The organism is Pseudomonas sp. FP453, from assembly GCF_030687495.1.
Classification (GTDB): domain Bacteria; phylum Pseudomonadota; class Gammaproteobacteria; order Pseudomonadales; family Pseudomonadaceae; genus Aquipseudomonas.
Genome location: NZ_CP117435.1, coordinates 4,932,506 through 4,948,472, shown reverse-complemented (window position 1 = coordinate 4,948,472; position 15,967 = coordinate 4,932,506). Strand labels below are relative to the sequence as shown.

Genomic DNA, 15,967 nt, shown 5'->3' with positions numbered 1-15,967 from the left:
GGCCTTATCGCGGGCGAGCCCGCTCCCACAGGGGATTGCGGTCAAACTGTGGGAGCGGGCTTGCCCGCGATGAGGCCCTTCAAGCCACACAAAAACCCAGGCATAAAAAAGCCCCGAACCAGTCGGGGCTTTTTCATTCAGCAGTCACTCAGACCTGCGGGTCGCCCACATGCAGGATCTTCATGCCATTGGTGCCGCCGGTGGTGTGGTAGCTGTCGCCCTTGGTCAGGATGACCCAGTCGCCTTTCTCCACGACGCCGCGCTTGACCAACTCGTCGATGGCTGCCTGGCTGACTTCATTCGGTGCCAGCGAAGCCGGATCGAACGGTACGGTGTACACGCCACGGAACATCGCCGCGCGAGCCTGGGCTTCGCGGTGTGGGGTGAACGCGTAGATCGGCACCGAGGAGCGGATGCGCGACATGATTAACGGCGTGTAGCCACTTTCGGTCAAGGCGATGATCGCCTTCACGCCCGGGAAGTGGTTGGCGGTGTACATCGCGGCCAGGGCGATGCTCTGGTCGCAGCTTTCGAACTCTTTGCCGATGCGGTGGCTGGAGGTCTTGCTGGTCGGGTGCTTTTCGGCGCCGACGCAGATACGCGCCATGGCTTGCACCGCTTCCAGCGGATACGGGCCGGCAGCACTTTCTGCCGAGAGCATCACGGCGTCGGTGTAGTCGAGCACGGCGTTGGCCACGTCGGACACTTCGGCGCGGGTCGGCATCGGGTTCTGGATCATCGACTCCATCATCTGGGTCGCGACGATTACCGCTTTGTTGTGGCGGCGTGCGTGCAGGATGATCTTCTTCTGGATACCGATCAGCTCGGCGTCGCCGATTTCCACGCCCAGGTCACCACGGGCAACCATCACGGCGTCGGAAGCCTTGATCAAGCCGTCGAGGGTTTCGTCATCGGCCACGGCTTCGGCGCGTTCGATCTTCGCCACCAGCCAGGCGGTACCGCCGGCTTCGTCACGCAGTTTACGGGCGTATTCCATGTCGGCAGCGTCGCGCGGGAAGGACACGGCGAGGTAGTCCACTTCCATTTCGGCGGCGAGCTTGATGTCGGCCTTGTCTTTTTCAGTCAGGGCCGGTGCGGTCAAGCCACCACCACGACGGTTGATGCCTTTGTGGTCCGACAGCGGGCCGCCGATGATCACGGTGCAGTGCAGTTCAGTCGGGGTGGCGGTGTCGACGCGCATCACGACGCGGCCGTCGTCCAGCAGCAGTTCGTCGCCGACGCCGCAGTCCTTGACCAGGTCCGGGTAGTCGATACCCACGACTTGCTGGTTGCCTTCGGTCAGCGGGTGGCTGGTGGAGAAGGTGAACGGGTCACCGATCTTCAGCTCGATACGCTTGTTGGCAAATTTGGCGATACGGATTTTCGGGCCTTGCAGGTCACCCAGCAGCGCCACAAAGCGGCCGTGCTTGGCGGCCAGGTCACGCACCAGTTTGGCGCGAGCCTTGTGCTCGTCTGGGGTGCCGTGGGAGAAGTTCAGACGGGCGACGTCCAAACCAGCCAGAATCAGCTGTTCGAGGACTTCCGGCGAGTTACTGGCCGGGCCAAGGGTGGCGACGATTTTGGTACGACGGACGGACATGCACAGACTCCTGAGTTCAAGCGCTGAGGAAGGCTACTATGCTCTTTCGTTGTAGTCATTGTTCGTTTGCACTACTTATCGATGATTGACTTGTTTTTGCTGCGGCTGATTACGAACAACCTTGAAGATTTTCAACGAGGGGTCGATACATTGCACAAGACAGGAGAACCCTCATGCGAATTTTGCTCATTGCTGCCCTGGCCGTCAGTGTTGTCGGCTGCACCCGCTGGTCGATGGACCACCATTTGAACAACGCCTACCGCGCCTATAAGGTCGGCGATTGCGAGCGTGTCACCCTGGAGTTGTCCCAGGTCGATCGCGAAAGCCGCACTCGGCGGTATGTGCAGCCAGAAGTCTCGATGTTGCGCGGGCAGTGCCTGGAACGGCAGAAATTGTTTGTCGATGCGGTGCAGACCTACCAATTCATCATCAATCAATACCCGTCGAGCGAGTACGCGTACCGTGCCCGCGCGCGGCTCGATACCCTGCAACAGCTGGGGCATTATCCCGGCGCAAGTACTGCACAGACACGTCCGGCGTCTTTGTGATGATATATTCGTCATTTAATAGCTGGCCTGCTGCCAGTCTTGGGCTATTCTTTGAATGTTCGTTTGTACAAGTTTCTATTCGAACGGATGCGGGGCCCGGATTCGGCAGTTGTCCAGTGACAAACGCGGTGTTGTTGTCACGTCGAAATCCAGGGAGAGCGAGCGATATTGCTCGTTCCGAATCACTGGCACGGCCAAAGTCATGGCCACTGGATGGCGATCTCATCATGTTTACCGACCGACGGATCGAGCGGCATCAGTTACCTTGTTTCCTGCAAGTCTTTAATCGCCTTACCGACAAGCCCATTGGCTTTTTAGGTAATGTCTCGCAAGACGGGCTGATGCTGATCAGCCAGTTGCCCATGATGGTCGGCGTTGACTTCGAGTTGCGCTTGAAGATGCCAGGGCCTGACGCTTCCGTGCATGTGGTTGATCTCACTGCAACCTGCTTATGGAGCCGCGAAGATATCAACCCGCAGTACTACGATTCGGGTTTCAGCGTGTCCCCTGCGCCGTTGGAGTACGGGCAACTGATCAGCCTCCTGTCGCATTACTTCAGTTTTGACCACGTACAGGCTTCCGCCTAGAGCCAACGCGTCAATGGTGCGGTGAGGGGACTACCCCAGCCGTGCCCGTGTGCGTTGTTTCAAAATACCCCGGCTTTTTTCCAGCCCAGGTAGCGTGTCACCAGATCCGCTCCCAGTTCCGATGGCGACGTGTCCAGCACCGACAGACCGTGGGCGGTCAGCCGGTCGTGCAGTTCATCCCGGGTATTGAGGTAGTCGATGGTTCCGCTGTAAGCCAGGGCTTCGGGTAAGGTCTGCACCGGGGCCTGGCGCAGTTGATCGAGTACTTCCTCGCGCAAGCTCGCCACCAGCACCCGATGTTGGCGGCCGATACGTTTGACGGCACTCAGCAGCGTGTCATCGTCCTCATCCCTGAGGTTGGTCACCACGATCACCAATGCACGACGTTTCTGGCGAGCCAGCAGTTGGCTTGCCGCGGCCTCGTAGTCGGCCGTGCGTTGGCTCGTGTCCAGGTCGTACACCGTATTCAACAGCAGGTTCAACTGGCTGCTGCCCTTGACCGGCGCCAGGTAGCGCGGCCGCTCGCCGGCGAAGGTGCACAACCCCACCGCGTCACCCTGGCGCAAGGCAACATAGCTGAGCAGCAGGCAGGCGTTGAGCGCATGGTCGAAATGCGAGAGCTCGCCATCCTGGCTGCGCATGCGTCGGCCGCAATCGAGCATGAACACGATCTGCTGGTCGCGCTCGTCCTGGTATTCCCGGGCGATGGGCGTGCGTTGTCGGGCGGTTGCCTTCCAATCGATCTGGCGCAGGCTGTCGCCTTCGCGAAACTCGCGCAGTTGATGAAACTCCAGGCCTAATCCGCGTCGCTGGTGCTGGCGAACCCCCAGTTGGCTCAGCCAGTTATCCACCCCCAAAAGCTGCGCACCGTAGAGGCGGGCAAAGTCCGGGTAGACACGGGTGGCGTCACTGGCGTCGATAAACCGTCGTGCCGCCCAAAGCCCCAAGTGGCTTGGCAGGTGGACTTCGCAGCGACTGAAAGTGAAATGCCCACGGCGTAAGGGGCGTAGTCGATACACCAGCCCGCTGCGCTCGCCGGGACGCAACTCGATGGACTGGGGCATGTTCTCCACGCCCAGGCCGTCGGGGACGTGGTCGAATACGTGCACGCTCAGGGGCTGTGGGTAATCGTGCTCAAATGTTAGGTGTACCTCGCCCCAACGGCCCAGTGCCAGGCTGCCGGGCATCTGCCGTTGCACGCGCGGGGAAGGGCGCCGGCGCAGGCGGGCGGCATCCAGCATTGCCAGCAACAAAAGCGCCAGCAGCAGCCCCCAGGCGACTGAATGCAGGGCGTCGGGCACCTCAAGCTGCAATGCCGCGGCGGCGCCCAGCACGGTATTCAGGCCCAGCAGCACAGCAAGCCAGGCCAGCAGCAGGCGGGTTGGTTTCATGGGCGGCTCACTGCCGAGGGGCCGGGATCTGGTCGAGCATTTGCTTGAGCACCTGGTCCACGTCCAATCCATCGATGTCCAGTTCCGGGGCGATACGGACCCGGTGGCGCAATACGGCCAAGGCGCAACTCTTGATGTCATCCGGGGTGACGAATTCGCCGCCGCGCAACAGGGCCCTGGCCCGGGCACCGCGCACCAGGGCGATGGACGCACGCGGGCCGGCGCCAATGGTCAAGCCGGGCCAACTGCGGGTGGCGCGTGCCAGGCGCACGGCGTAGTCCAGGACTTGCTCGTCCAGGGCGAGTTCACTGGTGACCTGTTGGAGTTGCAGCACATCGTCGGCGTGCAGCACGGTGCGCAGGGGCTGTACGTCGAGCATGTCGGCCCGGGACGAGCGCGTGACTTCACGCACCATGTCCAGTTCCTGCTGGGCATCGGGGTAGTCCATGCGCACCTTCAGCATGAAGCGGTCCAGTTCGGCTTCGGGCAAGGGGTAGGTGCCTTCCTGTTCGATGGGGTTCTGGGTTGCCAGCACCATGAAGGGTTGGCCTATGGGCAATGCTTCCCCTTCCAGGGTGACTTGGCGCTCCTGCATGGCTTCGAGCAAGGCGGCCTGGGTCTTGGCTGGGGCACGGTTGATTTCGTCAGCCAGCAGCAAGTGGGTAAACAGTGGCCCTTTGCGCAGCTTGAACTGTTCGGTGTGCAGGTCGTACACGGCGTGGCCTGTAACATCGCTGGGCATCAGGTCCGGGGTGAACTGGATGCGCGCGAATTCACCGCCGAAACACCGCGCCAGGGCACGCACCAGCAAGGTCTTGCCCAGGCCGGGCACGCCTTCAAGCAGCACGTGACCGCCGGCTATCAGTGCCGTGAGCACGTCATCGATCACTTGGTCCTGGCCAATCACTGCCTTGCGCAGTTCAACACGCAGGGCCTGTGCCTGTTGGCTTGCGAGGTGCAGGGCTTCGGTTGTCAGAGCCGGTGCCGGGGAATGTTCGCTCACGATTTCCGGAGCCTCGCTAACTGTTAAATTCGTTTTATCTTCCATAAATCAATCACTTACCTAATCTAACTTTTTTAAAGTTTTTTTACGCGTGGAACGAGTGAGTGACTGCCAATTTGCCTCATTGCAATTCCTTGGCAACCCCCTCCTTTGTGCGTTCGTCTGAAGTGGAGGTTAGGCCATGATGGCAAGTCGTGTTTTTGTAGGTAGTGATCCTCCTTAAGGAGACGAACTCCGAAACCGACGTTATGCCATCTCGAACGAAAGCGGCTTCGATGGCCAGCAGCCTGGCTCAAAACGGAAGCCGCATTTTGAAATGCGAAGCGTTTTATTTCATCCGATTCCGGTCTCCTCAACACCGGCGTCAGTCAGCAACTGATAGAGCTCGGAGACATTCTGTCTTGCACCTCGATGCGGACAGAACATAAAGATTGCGCGTTGCTTGGCGCGCGACAGGGCGACAAAAAACGTCGCGATACCTTCCGGATTGCGTGGCGTATGACTCCACCATGATCGATCATCAAGTCCGAGGAAGAACACTGTGTCGTACTCCAATCCTTTACTTTTGTGCACCGTCATTAACGGTATGTCATTCGTTCCCAGATATCGGTTGATACAATCCAACCAAGTGGCAGTCTCCGACGCAGCACTCTGAAGGTGTGATGAGAAGCCCTCTATCATGATTTCAAGCAGGTCATTGCGAAGGTAAGCAGGAAAAGCGCGCTTTATCGCGGAAACATCCAGGAACTCAAAAATTTGGTGCGCGATCTGTACGGCCGATTCGGATGTGGGGGCGTGAGCGCGGACAGTCAGTTTCAACTCTTCCAAGAATCCCTCAAGATCTCGATCAGCCCGTCCTCGCTGTACCTCATCTTCCTCATCGATTTCACGGATTGCATAGACGGCCCCTGAAAGTGTCAACCATGCTGCTGCGCTGCGCTGCCCGGAGGCCAAACACAATGCTGCCAATGCTACACACGAAGCCTCGTCCACCATCAAGTCCTGGACGTTGGTGCGTCCAATGCTACGGCTTTCATTGCGTATGCTAAGTCCGACCGAAGCAAAATATAGGCTGAAGCTCCTCCTCGAACTGGTCCGGTCGTTGACGAACGAGGAGTACATAGTCTCGTGGCTGTAACTGACGCGTTGCCATATCTGTCTCGACCCACTGAGCAAGATGTCGTCCTTCCACATCAGTGGACCTAGAGTTCCACACCTGTACAACATCGCTGTCCAGCTGACTTGGCGCTTGAGATTGTATTTGTGGCGAATGCGGATCTAGGGCTTGCGCAACGAAGTGCTGAACGCGCACCAACTCCGGAGAGGACCTGTAATTAAAAAGCAGATTTATCCGCCGCGCATCGAAGTCAGCTTCGAATTGCTCAAAAGCATCCTGACGCGCGCCAGCCCATCCCATGATGCGCTGCTTATGGTCACCAACGGCGGTGACGACCGCTCCACCCTGACCAAAGGTAGAGAGCAGGAAGTCATATTGAGCAAAAGAAGTGTCCTGAAACTCATCAACAAACACATAGGGATAGGTCATGCGCAGCGCGCGAGCGATCTTTGGATTTGCTCGCACAATCAGCTCGGCGAGACGATTGAGGGTGACGAACGTCAGCTTTGACGGCTCAGTGCCGAACAGTTGCTTATGCAGCCAATGATAGCGGGCAAAGTCGTCTGCTGTCGTGAGCTGCTGTGGAACCTCCAAGGCGAGGCGATTTCCTCCGATGTACTGGGCTTCAAAAGTACCCGGGGAAAAGTCCGCTAGCCTTACCTGCCATGCAGGCTGCCCCATAGCACGAATACGGTGCAACTCGTCCTCGACCACGCGCCGAGTTGGGAAGTCGATATCATAGGGTCGAGTGGGCCGCCAATGCGGAGGAATGGACGCATGAAAGCGGTCAACGAGGCTCTTGGTGAACGCGTCAAATGTAAGGGACGTAAAACGCCCAGCTAGCTCCGGAGGGCAACGCTTGCGCACACGCGCCGCGAGGTTGGCCGCTGCATCGGTTTTGAAAGAGATGGCAAGAATCTGCTGCGGTGGCTTACATAACCCAGTCTCCAACAAGTACGCCGCGCGTTGCGCCAGAAACTCAGATTTGCCGGCCCCCGGACCTGCGACAACCGACGTCGCCCCCTCTCGACGCAGGGCTTCCCAAGCGTTAGGTTCAAGGTTGGTGATACCGCGAGGCAGCCAGTCCTCTGGCGAGACAGGCTGCCAGCTCATAGCGTAGTACCTCCTTCTAGAGTTTCACGGACATTAGCCAGCATGCGTTGCAAAGGTTGTGGAATGGCGGCAGCTAATTGCTCCTGAGACAGGCAACTCAGAATCCTTACGTGCGTGCTTGGTTTACCGCGACCCAGGAAGAGATATCGATACCAACGTAGTGCATCGTCTGCGGTTGCATCGTAGAACGCAGGGTAGCCTTCTTCGCCCAGCACGGCCTCTCTCGGCTCTCCCCTTGCCGACGGCCCCCTCATATCGGTTTCGAGCGTTCGATACGCAGTTGGGTATGCCATCAGCATCGTGAAGTCCAGATCGAGCGGATCGGCGAAGTAGATTTGGAAACGTTCTAGCCAAGTTGTCCATTTACGAAGGCTCTGGATATCTGCCTGATTGCGACTTGGAAAACCTGTGAGAATTGCTTCGGGCGTACTTGACGACAAAGCAGTACCAAAGATTTGCTCAGGTGTCTTGCCTACGCTCAGCAACTGCTCGCACACAGTTTTTATACGGCCAAAGCCACCACCGCTGCGCCCCCAATCGAGATCCAAGAGGGTCGCATAGGGCACTTGAAGATTTGATAGCAACCGCCATAGGTGGTTGACATGTCGACCGCCCAGCGGCACGACGGCGACAAAGGATCGGTCGATGGGGAAATCTATCGCTTTGGCCAGCAGTGGCAGTACAACCTCTTCCGTAGCACCTTCACCTAGAATCACGTAGCGCGCAAAGTACAGTTCTGGGTAGGCCCTGACAGCTTCTCGGATAAACTTCGAAGCCTCTTCATCACCTATCGGAAGATCAATTTGTCGCACCTCCGAACAACGATTTTGAAGGTTTAGGCGAAAGTGCCGGACACTCGAAGGATCGACCCTGGCGAGGATGCTGGGTGAATGGCTTGAAACGATAGCTTGGGCGTTCCTGCCGGATGCGATTTCCTGCACCTGCTTGATGATGCGGGACAGGTAAAAAGGTGCCAAGTTGTTTTCAGGCTCCTCCAAGGCAACGATGGTGAGCGCAGGAAGAGGAACTCCTGCCTGAGTAAACCCCTGAGGAGTATCACCACCTGCTATCCTCGCTTCAATGTCTAGCGTTGCTGCCCTTGGTCACCATGCCGCTGCCGTCGAATGGATCGAGGTAGATGCGAAGGTTGCGCTCGGTTCGTAACGCCTTGTCTGGATCGAAGACATAGGACAGCGGAAAGGCGGCGAGTTCCTCGCGGCGCAGACCCGTATGCAGCGCCAGGCGCATCATCATGCGGTGATGCGGATTCTCCGCAGCGGTCAGTAGCGCCTTGACGTCGGCCATGTTCAGGAACTTGGGCAGACTCTTATGCCTACGCGGCATCACATCGTTTGCCATAGCCTTGCCGCCACTCGCATCAATATGTGCGAGAAAATGTCTCCCGCGCCTCACGCTGCGTTCCTCATAGGCGAAGGGCAGGCGCTTCACCCACCCTTCCTTGTGCGCGAACTCGTAGAACTTGCAGATGTAATGCAGACGCTGGCGTGTGGTGTTCGATGCCAGTTCGCACGCAATTAGGCAGTAGTCCCGATAGGCCGCCACAAGGCTCTTTGCCTCGCCACGATCAACGTCGCACCAGTCCAGCTCATGAGCCTGGATGAAGCTGAAAAAGTCGTAGAGCGCGCGTCCGGTGCTGGGCCAGGATCGCTTAGAGCCGATGACCCCGCGAAACAGGTAGTGACGAAAGAACTGATTGGCTGGGATACAGCTTTCCATTGAGTCCCATAGCAGAATAGGGAATCCAGGGTAGGGGTTCCCAGCGATCACCAAATCGTCAGTAGCCCAAACAAGCTCCATCTGTCGTCCCCTGTACTGACCGGGCAGCCAATCCCTTTGTCTGCTCTGGCAGAGTTAGGGCCATTAGATCGACCCTCAAGCACATCTTGGAACTATGAATTCGTGAGGGTCTGTTTCTATTAGACGTAATACTTAACGGTTGCAAGGTGCCGGATCATAGGGCGTTCCTGAGAGTTTGCAGGCTTGCCACCTGCCGGCTGAAATCGGCACTGGAAAGCCGTTTTGCCGGAAGTGGGTCGAGGGCCTGACTGATGACGTGAGAAGGTTGGCGTGTCAGCTGTTCTAGGGCTTGTTGCTGTTCAGCCGTGTCGAGGTGTTCAAAACCTGGGTGGCGACGCCGGGCGGCGCGCAGTATGTCGCGCTGCAAGGCTTGCAACAGGGCACCCTGGCCACTGCGGCGCAGCAGGAAGTCGGCGCTGGCCTGCAAGTGTTCCAGCAATTGCCGGCGCGCCTTGGGCGCGGGGGCGCGTATCGGACCTTGCCGCATGCCGGCGTGCCATAGCGCCAGGGCGAGCAGTGCGACGAGTGCCACCAGGGCTTGGGGGAAATAGCGCAGCAACAAGGTGAAGAGGTCGTCCACGTCGCTGTTGAACAGCAAGGTCACAACGGTGCCTTGGTTGAGGTACCACAACAGCCAGGCGTTGTCGTGCTTGCCGATTGCCGGGTATTTCCACAGGTCGCTGTCGGTGATCACCGTCACATTGCCCTGCCCGAGCTTGACTTGCATCAGGTGGCTGGACTTCGCGCTGTTGGCGGAAAACTGCGCCAGGTGCTTGGGGTCGGTGAGGTTGAAGTCAGTGTCGAAGCTGAAATAGGCCGGGGCGGTTTCGTTGTCGACATAGAGCTTGGTCAGGTCGGGCGCCCGCTTTTTTCGGGCCTGGACGGGCTCTTCAGGTTCGTCACTCAATGTCTGGCGCAGATGCAGGCGATCAAGCAGCAAGTCGCCGCTTTTGCCGCTTTCGTCGTCCCACAGTGCTTCGGCTACCAGCAGCAGGTGGCCGCCGGCCTTGGCCCACGCCAGGAGTTGTTCGACCTGGCGAGGCGACATGTTGCTGCGCTCCCCCAGTAACAATAGGCTGCTGCCCTTGGCGGGAAGGGTCTCCAGGCGCTCCAGGCCTTTGGCGTGTTGGACACTCAGGCCGTGCTGGCGCAGAAAGTGTTCCGCCGCCAGGTAAGGGTTGGCCCTGGCTTCTGGCGAGGGGCCGTGGTCGATGACTTCATCGTAGGGGACCATCCGGCTCCAGAGGAAATAGCTCCCTGCCCCCAGCAGGCCCATGAGCAGCAGGCCGATCCACAGGAATGGCCGGTTCATTGGGTCGCTCCCGAGTTGAACAGGGTGCGCCAGTGACTGCACAGTTGCTGTTGAGCCTGGACCGGGGGAAGGCGATGGCCGTACGCAAGGTTTTGCCAGTGTCGAGTCAGCTCGTCGCTGAAGGCCAGCAGTTGCGGCTGCTGCAATCGCTGAATACGTTCCAGGACCTCGCCTTCGGTGTCCGCGCTCTTGAGTGGCAGGTTGAAGTCGTGCAACAGCCGGCTGAGCAGGCCGCGATAGAGCAGGCCAAGCGCTTCCCGTGGCTGCGTGGGCCAAAGTCGCTCAGCGGTGCTGGCGATATCGTCCGGCAGGGTTTCAACGCCCAGTTCCAGGCCGAACAGTTGCGTCGGCAGCGGCTTGCCGGTTTTGGGCTGGCGTGGCCGGCGCCGGGTGACAAAGGTGTGCAGCCAGTCGCGATAACGCCAGACCAACAGGGCAATGCCGCCTGCCAACAGGCTCCAAAGCAGTATCTCGACGCCCTCGGCAATGCGCTTGAAGGCATTGCTGTTGAGGTTGTCGAGCAATGCCTGCAACCAGGCAGGCAGTTTGCCGTCACCTTTGTGTTTGGCGCTTGCGGCGGGTTTTTCTTCGCCGAAGTGATAACGGGTGACGGTTTCCGGATTTTTGAAAGGGGGCTTTTCCAGCAATGCCTTGATCGACTGGCTGGCGGCTTGGGTGGTCACTGGTGTGGACGGCGGCGCATCATCGGCCATGGCATGTCGGCTGAACGGGGTTGATACCAGCACGATCATCAGCAACGCCAGCGGCGCCACGCTGCCCAGGCGTTGACGCAGGCGGCGGAACACCAGCTCCAGGTCCCAGGCTTCCAGAGCGGTGCGGCGATTGAGGTAAAGGCTGAAGCCGCATGCCACGTAGATAGGCTCCCAGAACACCAGGATCAGTGCGTAGAACCCATTGCCCAGGTGTTCCAGCCAGAGCGCCTCTGAACCGGTTGCCAATGCCAGCCGTCGCCAGTCCCAATCCAGTTCAAGTTGTTGGGGTATGAATAAATAAAACAGGGCCATGCAGCCAAGCCACAGGCCCATTTCCAGGTGCATCCCGATAAGAGTCAGCCAGCGCCCGGCCCCGGCATTGCGTTGCTGCAATACGCCGAGGCGGCGTTGGCGGTCCTTGCCATCCAGGCCTTCGAGTTGGCTGACGGGCATTGCGAAGCTGCGGCTCAGGCTGAAGCGCCGCCAGGTCAGGCTGGCCAGCAATTGGCCTTTGAGCTGGTGCGGCCATTGGCGTACGGCTTGGCCGATACTGGGCGTTTCTGCAAATAAGGTTTTGGACAGGATATACAGCGGCAGACGCTCAAAGGCCGGCTTCAACCACCAGAACAGGAACATGACCATGGAGGGGTACTTCCACAGCAGTGCGGTCAGCAGCGCGAAAATCGGCAATGTCACCAACGCCCAACTGCCCATCAGCAGCCAGCGATGTTCCTGCGCCATGAGCACCCCAAGGTCCATGGCCTCCCAGGAGGTGCGAGGGCGAATCACCACGCTTGCATTACTCAGGCGCATGGTGAGTCCGTCCGGCAAAGATCAGGTAAGTGGCCACCAGCAGCCAGAGCAGGGCGCCCACGAGGTATTTGAGCCACGGCGCAATGCTGGTGGTGGAGGACCAGTAGGCTTCGATAAATGCAGCGATCAGGAGGAACACCATCACGCCGCAGAGCATCTGCACGCTTTGATGGGCCGCCAGCCTCAGGGATTCACCGCGGGTCAGTTGCCCGGGGGCGATCAACGCCCAGCCCAACTGCAGGCCGGCCGCGCCGGCCAGGGCGATGGCGCTGAGTTCAAAGGCACCATGACCGATCACGAATGACCAGAACGTCTGGCCGTAGCCGATTTCGGTGAGGTGCCCGGAGATTGCGCCGATGATCAGGCCGTTGAAAATCAAGAAGAACACACTGCCCAAACCCAGGAGCAAGCCCGCGGCAAAGGTCTGGAAGGCGATGCCTGTGTTGTGCATCACGTAGTAGCCAAACATCATCCAGTCTTCGCTGGACGCGCGCTCGGCGGCCCGCCCGAGGTGGCTGGCAGCGGGGTCATACATGCTTTGCATCTCGGCCACCTGCTGGGGGCTGACGATGCTGTAGATCAGGTCGGGAAACAGGAACACCAGCAGTGCTACGCCCACCAGACTGCCGAAGAACAGCAGGCTGGCGGCCAGCACAAAGCGCCACTGGGCGCGCACCAGGCGAGGGAAGTCCGCGAGTACGAAGCTCAATACCTTCGCCCCCAATTGGCTGCGATGGCGATACAACTGTTGATGGCCACGCAGGGCCAATTGCTGCAGCGGGTCCACCAGGTAACTGCTGTAGCCACGCTCCTGAGCCAGGGCGAGGTGTTGGCACAGGCGTCGATACTGATGGGGGAAGCCGGCCAGGTCACCGGCCTTGGCCTTGCCCTGCTCCAAATGTTCCAGCTGTGCGGCAAAAGCCTGCCATTGGGGCTGGTGGCTGTGTTCGAAAAGGCTCTGTTTCATGTCGGCCCCAATAGCCCACGGGCCACGCCGTTGAGTTGCTCGACGGCGCGGGCCGGAGACACTTGCAAGGGCGTCGCGAGGATGGAGGCGAGTTCGTGAACCCGCTCAGCGGACAGTTCGCCCTGGCGTTCGGCAAAGCCGAGAATGGCGCGCTGCTCGTCGAGGTCCAGGGCGAAGGGCAAGCGCAACGCGGCGGCCTGGGGCACTTTGGGGCGTGGCAGGGGGCGTTCGTGGTAGATCACCAGGGTGCCGGCGGCCAGGTCGCCGAGCCGTTTGAAATGAGGGTGCTGCAGGCAACTGATGGCCCCGAGAAAATAACCGAAAGGCAGCATGTCGATAAAACGCAGCAGGTTGCGAATCAATGAGGCTGACCAACTGATGGGCGTGCCGTCGTCCTGTACGACACGCAAGCCCATCACCTGTTTACCTGGCGAGCAGCCCTGGTTGAGCACTTCGAACAGCACCATGTACCACCAGCCGACCAGGAACAGCAGCAGCGAACCGATGCCGATGCCGATGTTGCCGAGCAACGCCAGGGGGACGATGAGGATGCCCATGACCAGCCCGCGCAAGCCCAGGTCGAACGCGAAGGCCAATGCACGAGGCGCAAGACCGGCGGGGCGCAGCGGCAGGTCGATGCCCTCCGGGGTCTCGATCTGGTAACGGGTGTCCAATGGGGCTGATGGCATCGCGATCCTTGGCAGTGCTGTATGGCTGGCAGACACGGATGCTAGCAGTGTCGGCGCTGGAAGCAACCACTCAAGCTTTTGCTGGATGTTTGTACAGGCGAGATCGCGCTGGCTTCGAGCGCCTTGCAGCGCCTAGACTTTGCGCATCATCAGCACAGGAACAGCCCGTGACCTCCATTTTCTGGTACGACTATGAAACCACCGGCATCAACCCGCGCAGCGATCGCCCGCTGCAGGTCGCTGGTATTCGCACCGACCTCGAACTGAACGAAGTCGGGCCGCCGGTCAACCTGTACTGCCAACCCAGCGACGATATCCTGCCCCATCCTGCGGCTTGCGCGATCACTGGCATCACCCCCGACATCCTCGCGCAAAAGGGCTTGGCCGAGGCCGACTTCATGACGCGGGTGCACGCGGAGCTGGCAGCCCCCGGTACATGCGGGGCGGGTTACAACACCCTGCGGTTTGACGATGAAATGACGCGCTACAGCCTGTATCGCAACTTTTTCGACCCCTATGCGCGTGAGTGGCAAGGGGGCAACAGCCGCTGGGACTTGATCGACGTGGTACGTACCGCCTATGCCCTGCGCCCGGAAGGCATCGAGTGGCCGCAACAGGACGGGCGCGTCACGCTCAAGCTCGAACGCCTGACCGCGGCCAACGGGATTGACCATGGCCAGGCCCACGATGCCTTGTCCGACGTGCGCGCCACTATCGCGTTGGCGCGCCTGGTGCGGGAAAAACAGCCCAAGCTGTACGACTGGCTGTTCGAACTGCGCAGCAAGCAGCGTGTGATGGACCAGGTACGGCTGCTGCAACCGATGGTGCATATTTCCGGGCGCTTTTCTGCCGAGCGCCATTACCTGGGCGTGGTGCTGCCGTTGGCGTGGCACCCACGCAACCGCAATGCGTTGATCGTGTGCGACCTGGGCCTCGATCCTCAAGGGTTGCTGGACCTGGATGCCGAGACGCTACGCCAGCGCCTTTACACGCGGCGTGATGACCTGGCAGAGGGCGAGTTGCCGGTGCCCCTCAAGTTGCTGCACATCAATCGTTGCCCGGTGGTGGCGCCATTGAGTGTGCTGCGGGCGCAAGATCGCGAGCGGTTGCAATTGGATATGGACAGTTATCAGGCGCGTGCGCTGCGGCTAACTGACGCACAGGAAGTTTGGCGCGACAAGTTGGCGGCGATTTATGCCGAGGAAGATTTTGCGCCGACCCAAGACCCGGAGCAGCAGCTTTATGATGGTTTTATCGGTGATCGTGATCGTCGCTTATGCGAGCAAGTGCGTAACGCCGAACCGGCACAATTAGCGAGCCAGCCGTGGCCTTTCGATGATCATCGCCTACCCGAATTATTATTTCGCTACCGTGCGCGTAACTTTCCGGAGACCTTGAACAGCGAGGAGCAACAACGCTGGAAACTGTTCTGTGCGCAGCGTTTGACTGATTCTGAGTGGGGGGCGCCGATTACCCTTGAGGCATTTAACCAGGCACGTCTGGAGTTGGCGGTAAGTGCTACGCCGTATCAGCTTCAGGTGTTGGATCAGTGGCAGCACTATGCCGATTCTTTAGCGGCACGCTTCAATTTGTAATCGGGGTATTAAAAAACCGGCAATAAAAAACGCCAGCAAGCTGGCGTTTTCAATGTGTCGCGTATCAGGCCTTGGCCCGATGAGGCTTAGCCCAGCAGGGTAGCCCAGCCTTCAACCACGTCACCGCCCCACTTGGCTTTCCACTCTTTCAGCGTTTTGTGGTTGCCACCTTTGGTTTCAATCACTTCGCCGTTGTGCGGGTTCTTGTATTGCTTGACCTTGCGTGCACGCTTGGTGCCGGTAGTTTTCACGGCGCCACGTGGGGCCTTAACTTTCGACTCCGGGTCCAGCAGCGCGATGATGTCACGCAGGGACTTGGAGTATTCACCCATCAGGGTGCGCAGTTTGCCTTCGAATTCCAGCTCAGTTTGCAGCTTGTCGTCTTGGGACAGGTTTTTCAAACGGGCTTGCAGCTCTTTGATAGCTTCTTCGGTGGCGCGGTATTCGTTGATCAGGGACATGTGGACTACCTTATGTAGAGCGCTGATTGACAGGAAGTGGGCCAATAATAGTCAGGCCAAATCCTCAAGTAAACATTTAAGGGTGTATTTATGTGAATTACGTTGAATGTTTGTGGCAGTGCCCTGCGTTCGAATTAATTAATAGGGCGTAGGCGCAAAGATAATTTCCTTAAAACGCCTAACTGCGCAATCTTGCTGTTAAGCGTTCATATAACGGTGGGAAAAACCATGCGCAGTTAA

14 protein-coding genes and 1 pseudogene are annotated in these 15,967 nt (G+C 59.1%); 3 read left to right on the top strand and 12 right to left on the bottom strand.

Features of this window, described 5'->3' with window-relative positions; all coding sequences use genetic code 11:
• Nucleotides 1-148 precede the first annotated feature (148 nt).
• Complete coding sequence (pyk, locus tag PSH87_RS22450) at nucleotides 149-1,600, bottom strand: pyruvate kinase (protein WP_124524970.1); 1,452 nt, start codon at nucleotides 1,598-1,600, stop codon at nucleotides 149-151.
• Nucleotides 1,601-1,773: 173 nt separating this feature from the next.
• On the opposite strand from pyk, the gene PSH87_RS22445 reads away from it, so the two are divergent.
• Both PSH87_RS22445 and PSH87_RS22440 read left to right on the top strand, forming a co-directional pair.
• On the top strand, nucleotides 1,774-2,148 hold the full coding sequence (locus tag PSH87_RS22445; RefSeq protein ID WP_017738056.1) for a hypothetical protein: 375 nt from the start codon (nucleotides 1,774-1,776) through the stop codon (nucleotides 2,146-2,148).
• Nucleotides 2,149-2,375: 227 nt separating this feature from the next.
• On the top strand, nucleotides 2,376-2,735 hold the full coding sequence (locus tag PSH87_RS22440) for a pilus assembly protein PilZ (protein WP_017738055.1): 360 nt from the start codon (nucleotides 2,376-2,378) through the stop codon (nucleotides 2,733-2,735).
• Nucleotides 2,736-2,794: 59 nt separating this feature from the next.
• On the opposite strand, the gene PSH87_RS22435 is transcribed toward PSH87_RS22440, so the two are convergent.
• The 10 genes and pseudogenes from PSH87_RS22435 to PSH87_RS22390 all read right to left on the bottom strand — a co-directional run bounded on the left by PSH87_RS22435 (nucleotide 2,795) and on the right by PSH87_RS22390 (nucleotide 13,671).
• Nucleotides 2,795-4,126: a DUF58 domain-containing protein gene (locus PSH87_RS22435; RefSeq protein WP_017738054.1), complete on the bottom strand. Its 1,332-nt coding sequence runs from the start codon at nucleotides 4,124-4,126 to the stop codon at nucleotides 2,795-2,797.
• Nucleotides 4,127-4,133: 7 nt separating this feature from the next.
• On the bottom strand, nucleotides 4,134-5,174 hold the full coding sequence (locus PSH87_RS22430) for a MoxR family ATPase (RefSeq protein ID WP_305431187.1): 1,041 nt from the start codon (nucleotides 5,172-5,174) through the stop codon (nucleotides 4,134-4,136).
• 288 nt (nucleotides 5,175-5,462) lie between these two features.
• Nucleotides 5,463-6,122: a 3'-5' exonuclease gene (locus PSH87_RS22425; protein ID WP_305431186.1), complete on the bottom strand. Its 660-nt coding sequence runs from the start codon at nucleotides 6,120-6,122 to the stop codon at nucleotides 5,463-5,465.
• 52 nt (nucleotides 6,123-6,174) lie between these two features.
• Complete coding sequence (locus PSH87_RS22420; protein ID WP_305431185.1) at nucleotides 6,175-7,359, bottom strand: UvrD-helicase domain-containing protein; 1,185 nt, start codon at nucleotides 7,357-7,359, stop codon at nucleotides 6,175-6,177.
• The gene (locus PSH87_RS22415; RefSeq protein WP_305431184.1) at nucleotides 7,356-8,336 is read right to left on the bottom strand and encodes an ATP-dependent endonuclease; all 981 of its coding nucleotides are present in this window, start codon (nucleotides 8,334-8,336) and stop codon (nucleotides 7,356-7,358) included. The genes PSH87_RS22420 and PSH87_RS22415 overlap by 4 nt, the downstream gene beginning before the upstream one ends.
• 106 nt (nucleotides 8,337-8,442) lie before the next feature.
• Nucleotides 8,443-9,177: pseudogene (locus tag PSH87_RS22410) on the bottom strand (tyrosine-type recombinase/integrase); the annotation flags it as partial.
• A gap of 154 nt (nucleotides 9,178-9,331) precedes the next feature.
• Nucleotides 9,332-10,489: a DUF4350 domain-containing protein gene (locus PSH87_RS22405; RefSeq protein WP_305431182.1), complete on the bottom strand. Its 1,158-nt coding sequence runs from the start codon at nucleotides 10,487-10,489 to the stop codon at nucleotides 9,332-9,334.
• A complete protein-coding gene (locus PSH87_RS22400; RefSeq protein WP_305431180.1) occupies nucleotides 10,486-12,015 on the bottom strand; it encodes a DUF4129 domain-containing protein in 1,530 nt (509 codons plus the stop codon). Before PSH87_RS22400 ends, PSH87_RS22405 begins: the two co-directional genes overlap by 4 nt.
• Nucleotides 12,002-12,982, bottom strand: a complete 981-nt coding sequence (locus PSH87_RS22395) for a stage II sporulation protein M (protein ID WP_305431179.1) — start codon at nucleotides 12,980-12,982, stop codon at nucleotides 12,002-12,004. The genes PSH87_RS22400 and PSH87_RS22395 overlap by 14 nt, the downstream gene beginning before the upstream one ends.
• The gene (locus PSH87_RS22390; RefSeq protein ID WP_305431178.1) at nucleotides 12,979-13,671 is read right to left on the bottom strand and encodes an RDD family protein; all 693 of its coding nucleotides are present in this window, start codon (nucleotides 13,669-13,671) and stop codon (nucleotides 12,979-12,981) included. Before PSH87_RS22390 ends, PSH87_RS22395 begins: the two co-directional genes overlap by 4 nt.
• 167 nt (nucleotides 13,672-13,838) lie before the next feature.
• On the opposite strand from PSH87_RS22390, the gene sbcB reads away from it, so the two are divergent.
• Nucleotides 13,839-15,266: an exodeoxyribonuclease I gene (gene sbcB / locus PSH87_RS22385; protein WP_017738048.1), complete on the top strand. Its 1,428-nt coding sequence runs from the start codon at nucleotides 13,839-13,841 to the stop codon at nucleotides 15,264-15,266.
• Nucleotides 15,267-15,352: 86 nt separating this feature from the next.
• Here the strand turns inward: sbcB and mvaT are convergent, their stop codons facing one another.
• Nucleotides 15,353-15,727 (bottom strand): histone-like nucleoid-structuring protein MvaT, encoded by a 375-nt coding sequence (gene mvaT, locus PSH87_RS22380; protein WP_005790963.1) that lies wholly within the window; start codon nucleotides 15,725-15,727, stop codon nucleotides 15,353-15,355.
• Nucleotides 15,728-15,967: the final 240 nt, after the last annotated feature.

Excerpts from the sequence above, each read along its gene's own strand:
- PSH87_RS22400 (WP_305431180.1), bottom strand. The coding sequence starts at position 12,015 with ATGCGCCTGAGTAATGCAAGCGTGGTGATTCGCCCTCGCACCTCCTGG.
- PSH87_RS22440 (WP_017738055.1), top strand. The coding sequence starts at position 2,376 with ATGTTTACCGACCGACGGATCGAGCGGCATCAGTTACCTTGTTTCCTG.
- pyk (WP_124524970.1), bottom strand. The coding sequence starts at position 1,600 with ATGTCCGTCCGTCGTACCAAAATCGTCGCCACCCTTGGCCCGGCCAGT.
- mvaT (WP_005790963.1), bottom strand. The coding sequence starts at position 15,727 with ATGTCCCTGATCAACGAATACCGCGCCACCGAAGAAGCTATCAAAGAG.
- PSH87_RS22420 (WP_305431185.1), bottom strand. The coding sequence starts at position 7,359 with ATGAGCTGGCAGCCTGTCTCGCCAGAGGACTGGCTGCCTCGCGGTATC.
- PSH87_RS22405 (WP_305431182.1), bottom strand. The coding sequence starts at position 10,489 with ATGAACCGGCCATTCCTGTGGATCGGCCTGCTGCTCATGGGCCTGCTG.
- PSH87_RS22435 (WP_017738054.1), bottom strand. The coding sequence starts at position 4,126 with ATGAAACCAACCCGCCTGCTGCTGGCCTGGCTTGCTGTGCTGCTGGGC.
- PSH87_RS22445 (WP_017738056.1), top strand. The coding sequence starts at position 1,774 with ATGCGAATTTTGCTCATTGCTGCCCTGGCCGTCAGTGTTGTCGGCTGC.
- PSH87_RS22395 (WP_305431179.1), bottom strand. The coding sequence starts at position 12,982 with ATGAAACAGAGCCTTTTCGAACACAGCCACCAGCCCCAATGGCAGGCT.
- PSH87_RS22390 (WP_305431178.1), bottom strand. The coding sequence starts at position 13,671 with ATGCCATCAGCCCCATTGGACACCCGTTACCAGATCGAGACCCCGGAG.
- PSH87_RS22430 (WP_305431187.1), bottom strand. The coding sequence starts at position 5,174 with ATGGAAGATAAAACGAATTTAACAGTTAGCGAGGCTCCGGAAATCGTG.